The organism is Pseudomonas fildesensis (assembly GCF_001050345.1).
Lineage (GTDB): Bacteria > Pseudomonadota > Gammaproteobacteria > Pseudomonadales > Pseudomonadaceae > Aquipseudomonas > Aquipseudomonas fildesensis.
This window is the reverse complement of sequence record NZ_LFMW01000041.1, coordinates 1-9,746: the sequence shown is the minus strand read 5'-3', so window position 1 is coordinate 9,746 and position 9,746 is coordinate 1. Positions and strand designations below refer to the sequence as shown.

Below are 9,746 nucleotides of genomic sequence, written 5' to 3'. Positions count from 1 at the left end.
GCAGGCCACGCAGCTTGACTTGGTGGTCGATACGCCCGGCGTATTCGATCACGCCGTTTTCGCGGTAGCGCGCCAGATCGCCGGTGCGGTACAGGCGTTCGCCTTTGACAAACGGATGCGCGACAAAACGCTCGGCAGTCAGGGAAGGACGGCGGTGGTAACCACGGGCCAAGCCAACGCCGCCCAGGTAAAGTTCGCCCAATACACCCACCGGCACCGGTTCGAAGTTGCTGTCGAGGATGTAGCAACCGAGGTTGGCAATCGGACGGCCAATCGGCACCGCGTCGCGGCCTTCGTCGATGCAGGTCCAGTGGGTCACGTCGATGGCGGCTTCGGTCGGGCCGTACAGGTTGTAGAGCCCGGCCTGCGGCAGCTTGGCGAACACTTGTTGCTGGGCGTCCACCGGCAAGGCCTCGCCGCTGCACACGATGCGGTGCAGGGTATGACAGGTCGCAACCGTCGGGTCCTGCAGGAACGCCTGCAACATCGACGGCACAAAGTGCAGCGTAGTGACTTGCTCGGCATTGATCAGGCGAACCAGCTTGGCAGGGTCACGGTGATCCCCCGGCGCGGCGACCACCAGGCGCGAACCGGTCATCAATGGCCAGAAAAACTCCCACACCGACACGTCAAAGCTGAACGGGGTCTTTTGCAGCACCGTGTCGCTGACATCCAGGCCATAGGCTTCCTGCATCCATTGCAGACGGTTGACCAAGGCTGAATGACGGTTGCCGGCACCTTTGGGCTGGCCGGTGGAACCCGAGGTGTAGATTACGTAGGCGAGGTTTTCGCCGTCCAGCGCGATGCCCAGGTTCTCTTCGCTATAGCGTTCGAATGCAGACTCGCCCAGCACCAGGGTTTCCAGGCCTTGGGGAATCGGCAGCTGTTCAAGCAGATGCGCCTGCGTCAGCAGCAGTTTCACGCCACTGTCATCGAGCATGTAGGCCAGGCGCTCACGCGGGTATTGCGGGTCAAGCGGTACGTAGGCGCCACCGGCTTTGAGCACAGCGAGCAGGCCCACGACCATTTCGATGGAGCGCTCCACCGCCAGGCCCACCAGCACGTCCGGCCCTACGCCGGCTTCGATCAGGCGATGAGCCAGGCGGTTGGCACGGCGGTTCAGCTCGGTGTAGTTCAAGCGCTGCTCGGCAAACACCAGGGCCGCAGCGTCTGGCGTGCGCGCCACCTGCTCTTCAATCAGTTGATGCACACATTGGTGCAACGGGTAGTCCCGCGCCGTGGCGTTCCAATCCTCTACCACCTGCTGACGTTCACCCACATCGAGCATCGCCAAGTCACCCAGACGTTGCTGGCCGCCCTCAAGCATGGCTTGCAGCAGATTGACCAGATGGCGGCCATAGGTTTGCACCGTGCTTGCGTCGAAATGCGCACGCGCAAAGCTGAACTGCACCGACAGCGTGTCACCGACGTCCACCAGCACCGTCAGCGGGAAGTTGGTTTGCTCACGGGAATCCGGCAGGCCAAAACGAATGCCGCTGCCACCACTCTGTTCTAGGGCCTTGGACACCGGGTAGTTCTCGAACACCAGGATGTTATCGAACAAGGCTTCACCGCCCTGCCCGGCCCAACGCTGGATATCGTACAGCCCGGTATGTTCATGCTCGCGCAAGGCCAGGTTCTGCGCCTGCACCGCTTGCAAGCAGTCGGCGACGGATTGCTGGCCATCCACTGCGCAGATCACCGGCAAGGTATTGATGAACAGGCCGATCTGCTGCTCCACCCCCACAAGGTCCGCCGGACGCCCGGCCACGGTGGCACCAAAGGACACCACCGACTGCCCGCTGTGGCGCTGCAACAGGACCAGCCACGCCGCCTGGATCAGGGTGTTGAGCGTGACTTTGTTGTGGCGTGCGAAGGCCTCGAGGCGTTCGGTCAGTGGGCGTTCCAAGCTCAACTGGTGTTCGCCATGCCCGTCTGCCGCCGTCGCCTGGATGCTGCCCAGGCGAGTCGGTGCTTGCAGTGCACTCAACTGCTCGCGCCAGAAGGTTTCGGTCGCAACGGCATCACGCTGCTGCAACCAGCCGATGTAATCGCGATAGCGTCCGGCCGCTTCAGGCACCGCCACGCCGGCGTAACGGTGCAGCACCTCACCGAACAGTCGCGAATTGCTCCAACCGTCCATCAGGATGTGATGGTTGGTGTAGATCAGCTCATGGCGTTGCTCGTCGGTGCGCACCAGCACCAGGCGTATGAGGGGTGCCTTGGCCAGGTCAAAACCCTGGCGACGTTGGGCTTGCTGCAGGTTTTGCAGCGCCAGCTCACGCTCCGGCATCGCGCGCCAGTCAAGGTGCTCGATCGGCAGCCGAGCCTCGCGGTACACCACCTGGCACGGCCATTCCAGCTGGCCTTCCCAGAAGAACCCACTGCGCAGCACGTCATGGGCTTGCACCGTGGCATCCCAAGCCTGCTGGAATCGCGCCACGTCCAGGCCCTCGACGGTCACGCGGATCTGGTTGATATAGTCGCCGGCCGCCTGTTCGTACAGGGTGTGGAACAGCATGCCCTGCTGCATGGGAGACAAGGTGTAGATGTCTTCAATGGCGTCGGCAGCCAGCGGCAACGACTCCAACTGCTGCTGGTTCAGGCGCGACAACGGAAAATCGGAAGCCGTCACGCCACGGTTGCCGGGGGTGCAGCAATGCTCCACCAACGCCGTCAGTTCGCGGGTGAACGCCTGGCTCAAGGCGTCGATCTGCGACGCCTCGAACATCAGCGGGCTGAAGGTCCAGCCCATATGCAGTTCACCGCCGAACACCTGGCCGTTGAGTGTCAACCAGTTGCCCAGCGGCGCCTCCGGGCTCTGCTCGGTACCCGCGCTTTCTCGCGCTGGCCCGAACAAACTCTCCGGCTGATCAAAGCTGCCGTCGATCTGGCCCAGGTAGTTGAAAGTGATGCGTGGCACCGGCAACTCACTGAACGCCTGACGCGTGGCGTCGTCGCCAAGGTAGCGCAGTGCGCCGAAACCCAGGCCCTTGTCTGGCACAGCGCGCAGTTGCTCCTTGATCTGCTTGATCGAGGAGGCAATGGATTCGGTCGGGGTCAGGCGCACTGGGAACAGGCTGGTGAACCAACCCAGGGTACGAGTCAGGTCGATATCGTCGAACAGGTCCTCGCGGCCATGCCCTTCCAGTTGGATCAGGCTGGAAGCCTGTCCGGTCCACTGGCAAATAACACGCGCCAGGGCCGTCAGCAGCAGGTCGTTGATCTGGGTGCGATAAGCCGTAGGCGCCTGTTGCAGTAATTGCCGGGTGTGCCCGGCGTCCAATTGGCTGACCACTGTCTGCGCCAGGCGGCCGGGGCACGCACCATGCGGATCCCGGCACGGCAAGTCGGTCGGTACGCCTTGGAGCTGTTGCAGCCAGAAGTGTTTTTCCGGCTGCACCGCTTCGCTGCGGGCATGGGCCTGCAAAAGCTCGGCCCAGGCCTTGAAGGACGTGGTCTTGGCCGGCAACGGCTGCTGGCGATATAGGCTTTGCAGATCTTCGAGGAACACCCGCCAGGACACACCATCCACCACCAGGTGGTGCATGACCAGCAACAGGCGCTGGGAACCGTCAGCCATCTCGGCGAGTACCGCACGCAGCAACGGGCCTTGTTGCAGGTCGAGGCTACGTTGGGCGCGCTCGCACAGGGTTTGCAGTTCGACGGCGTCCTGCACGCTCGCTTGCCACAATAGGGTGGCGGCCTGGGCGTCGTGCCGTGCTGTCCAGCCGTCGGCCTGTTGGCTGAAGCTCAGACGCAGCACATCGTGGTGCCGGGTCAGCGCTTGCAGCGCAGCTTCCAGCGGTTCGGCCAGAATGGGCTGGTGCGGCGTCAGCAGCAAGGACTGGTTCCAGTGGTGCCGGTCCGGCAGGTCCATCTCGAAGAATAATTGCTGAAACGGCAGCAGCGGCGTCTCGCCCTGCACCGGGCCCTGGTCGATCACTTGCGCTGTGTGCAACTGCGCCACGCGGGCCAGGCTGCGCACCGTCTGATGCTGGAACAGCGCCTTGGCGGTGAAATGGATACCGACCGCACGAGCGCGGCTGACCACTTGAATGGAGATGATCGAATCACCGCCACGCTCGAAGAAGTTGTCGTTCAAACCCACTTGCTCGACGCCCAGCACGTCGGCCCAGATCGCGGCGATCTGCTGCTCCAGCGTACTTTGTGGCGCTTCGTAGTGGTGGGTAGCTTCGGGTTTTGGCAGCGCCTTGCGGTCCAGTTTTCCGTTGGGGCCCAGGGGCATTTGCTCCAGCAGCACCCACTGGGCCGGGACCATGTAGTCCGGCAGATGCTGACCCAGGTGGGCGCCCAGCACATCACGCCAGTCATCGCCGGCGTTGTGCAGTACCAGGTAGCCCACCAGGTATTTGCCATCGACCGCCAGCACGGCAGTCTCACGTACCCACTCGTGTTCCAGCAGGCGCGCTTCGATTTCGCCCAGCTCGATGCGCAGGCCACGCAGCTTGACTTGGTGGTCGATACGCCCGGCGTATTCGATCACGCCGTTTTCGCGGTAGCGCGCCAGATCGCCGGTGCGGTACAGGCGTTCGCCTTTGACAAACGGATGCGCGACAAAACGCTCGGCAGTCAGGGAAGGACGGCGGTGGTAACCACGGGCCAAGCCGATGCCGCCCAGGTACAGCTCGCCCAGCACCCCGACCGGGACCGGCTCGAAGTTGCTGTCAAGGATGTAGCAACCGAGGTTGGCGATCGGGCGACCGATCGGTACGGCATCGCGACCTTCATCCACGCAGGTCCAGTGGGTCACGTCGATGGCGGCTTCGGTCGGGCCGTACAGGTTATAGAGCCCGACCTGCGGCAGCTTGGCGAACACTTGCTGCTGGGCGTCCGCCGGCAGGGCTTCACCACTGCACACGATGCGTTGCAGGCTTTGGCAGCTCGACACTGCTGGATCCTGCAGGAACGCCTGCAACATCGACGGCACGAAGTGCAGCGTGGTGACCTGCTGCTGATTGATCAGGTTGATCAGCCTGGCCGGATCACGATGATCCCCCGGTGCTGCGACCACCAGGCGCGAACCGGTCATCAATGGCCAGAAAAACTCCCACACCGATACGTCAAAGCTGAACGGGGTCTTTTGCAGCACGGTGTCGCTGCTCTCCAGGCCATAGGCTTCCTGCATCCATTGCAGGCGGTTCAGCAACGCCGAATGACGGTTGCCCGCCCCCTTCGGCTGGCCGGTGGAGCCCGAGGTGTAGATCACGTAGGCGAGGTTTTCGCCGTCCAGGGCGATGCCTGGGTTGGCGTCGCTGTAGTCCTCAAAGGCAGACTCGCCCAGCACCAGGGTTTCCAGGCCTTGGGGAATCGGCAGCTGTTCAAACAGATGCGCCTGGGTCAGCAGCAGTTTCACGCCACTGTCATCGAGCATGTAGGCCAGGCGCTCACGCGGATATTCCGGGTCCAGCGGCACGTAGGCACCACCGGCCTTGAGCACAGCCAGCAGACCCACGACCATTTCAATGGAACGCTCTACCGCCAGGCCTACCAGCACGTCCGGCCCCACGCCGGCTTGGATCAGGCGATGGGCCAGGCGGTTGGCGCGGCGGTTCAGTTCGGTGTAATCCAGGCATTCACCGCCAAACACCAAAGCCGGCGCCTGTGGCGTAAGCACGACTTGCGCTTCGATCAGTTGATGCACTGTTTGTTGCCGTGGGTAATCGCGAACGGTGTCATTCCACCCGTAGAGGAGAGTCTGGCGTTCTGCGTCGGTCATCGACGGCAGATCGGCCAGGCGATGATGGACGGAGCTCGCCAACGCCAGTAGCAACTCGCTGAAGTGACCGGCCAGGCGCTGGATCTCCTCAGCGGTAAACGCCTGGCGGTTGTAATTGAACTCCAGGCCCAGGGTGTGTCCCATGCCCAATAGAACAGTCAACGGATAGTGGGTTTGCTCCAGGCTCTGCACTGCGCCAAAACGCAGCCCCGACGGTGATCCCTGCTCAAGGGCTTCGGAGACCGGGTAGTTCTCGAACACCAGGATGCTGTCAAACAGTGCCTCCCCCCCCAGGCCTGCCCAGCGCTGGATCTCGAACAGTGGCGTATGTTCCTGCTCACGCAACCCAAGGTTCTGCGCCTGGATCTGTTGCAACCATTGGCCGATCGGCATCTGCGGATCCGGCGTGGCCACCACTGGCAATGTATTGATAAACAACCCGACTTGCTGCTCGATACCGCGCAGTTCCGCAGGACGGCCCGCCACGGTGGCACCAAACGCTACGGTGGACTGGCCCGTATTACGCGCCAACAACATCAGCCAGGCACTTTGCACCAGCGTGTTGAGGGTAACTTTATGGGTTTGGGCAAAGGCTTTGAGACGCTCGGTCTGCGACGGGTCGAAGGCCAGTTTGTGCTCGCCATTGACCATCGGTACCGCGCCCTGCGAATCCATCACTCCACGCGCCAATCGGGTGGGCTCATGCAACTCGGCCAACTGAGCTTTCCAGAACGTCTCGCTGACGGTCTTATCCTGGGCCTGCAACCAGCCGATATAGTCGCGATAGCGCCCAACCTGCGGACGCAAAGCCTTGTCGGCATAGTGCTGCAAGACTTCACCCAACAACTGCGAACCGCTCCAGCCATCCATCAGGATGTGATGATTGGTGTAGATCAGGTGATGGCTGGACGGCCCCGTGCGCACCACCACCAGATTCAACAAGGGAGCCTGCTCCAGCGCAAAACCCTGGGTCCGCAGAGTGGCCGCCAGATCATCGAGTGCCGCGTTGCAATCGTCACGGCCCTGCCAATCGTGCGCAACCAGCTCCAGTTGCACCTGTTTGTAGACCACTTGCAACGGGTGGTTCAACCCGGCCTGCCAGAGGAAGCCGCTGCGCAGGATCTCATGGCTGTCCACCGCCGCCTGCCAGGCCTGCTGGAACCGCGAGACATCCAGGCCCTGCACGTCCACGCGCATCTGGTTGATATAGTCACTGGAGCCCTGGCTGTAAACCGACTGGAACAACATGCCTTGCTGCATGGGCGACAGCGGGTACAGGTCCTCGACGTCCGTGATCACCAGTGGCAGCGTATCCAGCTGCTGCTGAGTCAGCCCGGCCAGCGGGAAGTCCGACGGTGTCACACCACGATTGATCGGCAAGCAGCAATGTTCAATCAGCGCCTTGAGTTGCGCAGCGTAATCGTCCGCCAGCCGCTGCACAGTGGCCTCGCTGAACATCTCACGGCTGAAGCTCCAGCTCAGGTTCAGCTCACCTCCAAACACCTGGCCATTGATCTCCAGCCAGTTGCCCAGCAACGCGTGTTCGCTCTGGTCGGCGCCGGCGCCTTCACCTGTCGGGGTGAAGAAGGCCTGTACAGTATCGTCCTCGAAGCTGCCGTCAAACTGGCCCAGGTAGTTGAAGGTGATACGCGGTTGCGCCAGCTCGCCCAATACCTGCCGGGCTTGCTCATCCCCCAGGTAGCGCAGCGCACCGAAACCGATCCCTTTGTCCGGGACGGCGCGCAATTGCTCCTTGATACCCTTGATCGAGTCAGCCAGGGTCTGCGCCGGTGTCAGCGCCAGCGGGTACATGCTGGTGAACCAGCCTACCGTGCGGGTGAGATCGACATCCTCGAACAGGTCTTCCCGGCCGTGCCCTTCCAGCCTGACCAACAGTGAATCGCCACCCGTCCAACGCGTGATGACCCGCGACAAGGCGGTCAACAGCAGGTCGTTGATCTGCGTGCGATAGGCCGATGGCGCCTCCTGCAGCAGACGCCGAGTGTAGGCCTGATCGAGGTGCGTACCAACGCTGAGCGCGAGTGAATTCTGCAGGCCGCCGTGGGGGTTTTCACAGGGCAGGCCGGCGTCGGCGCCTTGCAGTTGCGCTCGCCAGAAGCGCAGCTCTTCCTGCAACGCCGGGCTCTGTGCATGGGTTTGCAAACGCTTTGCCCATGCCTGGGTGGAACTGGTCTTGGCCGGCAATGCAACCGCCTGCCCGGACTGCAGCTGGGTGTAGGCGGTTTGCAGGTCTTCCAGCAAAATCCGCCACGACACCCCATCCACCACAAGGTGATGGATCACGAGCAACAAGCGTTGCGATGCGTCCGGCAATTGGACCAGCACGGCACGCAGCAACGGCCCGCCTGCCAGGTCCAGGCTGCGCTGTGCCTCCAGGCCCAGAGCCTCAAGTGCCTCGATATCATCCAGGGATGTTTGCCAGAGCAGAATGTCCTCTGACTCGACCTCGCGATAATGAGCCTGCCAGTCGCCCGATTGGCGGGAAAAACTCAGGCGCAATGCATCATGGTGCGCAACCAGTGCAGCCAGTGCAGCGCTCAATCGAGACACCTCCAAACGCTCGCCGGGGCGCAGGACTAGGGATTGGTTCCAGTGATGACGCTCGGCAATGTCTTCCTGGAAGAAGTACTGATGGATCGGCAGCAGCAGCGCTTCGCCAGTCGCTGGCCCTTGCTCGATGAGCAACCCCTGCCCGCCCATCTGGGCGACAGTGGCCAGGCTTTGCACGGTCTGATGCTGAAACAGGTCTTTGGGCGTGAAGCGGATACCGGCCTGCCGCGCACGGCTGACCACCTGGATCGAGATGATCGAGTCGCCACCCAACTCAAAGAAGTTATCGTTCAAACCCACTCGCGGCAGGCGCAGAACGTCGGCCCAAAGACCGGCAATCTTCTGCTCCAGCTCGCTTTGCGGCGCCACATAAGCCTGCTGCATCTGGCTCGCATCCGGCGGCGGCAGCCCTTTGCGGTCGAGCTTGCCATTGGGGGTCAGCGGCATCTGCGCCAGGAACATGAAGTAGGTTGGCACCATGTAATCCGGCAGGCGGGTTTTCAGAGCGCGGCGCAGGGTTTCGCGGAACTCGGCCTGGTCGGTCAGGTTAGCGTCTGCCGGCACCACATAGGCCACCAGCTGTTTGCCGGTCGGGCCGTCCTGGGCGATCACTACGGTTTCACCGACGTTGTCTTGTTCGCGCAGCCGCGCTTCGATCTCGCCCAGCTCGATGCGGAAACCACGGACTTTCACCTGATGGTCAACGCGGCCGAGGTAATCCACCACGCCATCCGGACGGCCACGGGTCAGGTCGCCGCTGCGATACACGCGGCTGCCGGGTTTGCCGAACGGATCCGGCACAAAGCGTTCGGCGGTCAGTGCCGGACGCTCCAGGTAACCCCGGGCCACGCCCTCGCCGCCCAGGTACAACTCACCGGCCACGCCAATCGGTTGCAGGTTGAGTTGCGAATCCAGCACGTAGCCGCTGCGGTTGCCCAACAGTGTGCCGATCGGTGCGTAAACCGCACCGCACGGATCGCCCTTGCGCGCTTTCCACAGCAGTGGCGTAACGACCGTTTCTGTCGGCCCGTAGCCGTTGAATAGGTAGGTCGGCTTGAGTGCGCGCCAGGCCAGGTCGTAGCTCGCCTGAGCAACAGCGTCACCGCCAAAGCAGTACACACGCACCTTCGGAGGATTACCGTCACGCTCGGCATGCTCGGCCAGCTGTTGCAGGTACACCGGCGGGAACACTGCCATGGTCACGTTATGGCGATGCATTTGCTGGTAGGTGTATTCCGGCAGCCAGAGGCTGTCGTCACGAATCAGCACGCTGGCGCCGTTGATCAGTGGGTGCATCCAGCCTTCGTGGGAGCCGTCGAAGGCGAAGGACATGAAGTGCAGTTCGCAATCGGATGGCGATGTTTCATAACGCTCGCCGGTGGCGATGATGTGGGCTACCAGTGGACCGTGAGAAACGGCAACACCTTTGGGCATG

Annotated in this window: 1 protein-coding gene; it reads right to left on the bottom strand. The window is 62.5% G+C overall.

The features are described 5' to 3' along the window. On the bottom strand, nt 1–9,746 hold a 9,746-nt coding region (locus tag ACR52_RS28840), incomplete at both ends, for a non-ribosomal peptide synthetase (protein ID WP_048731854.1).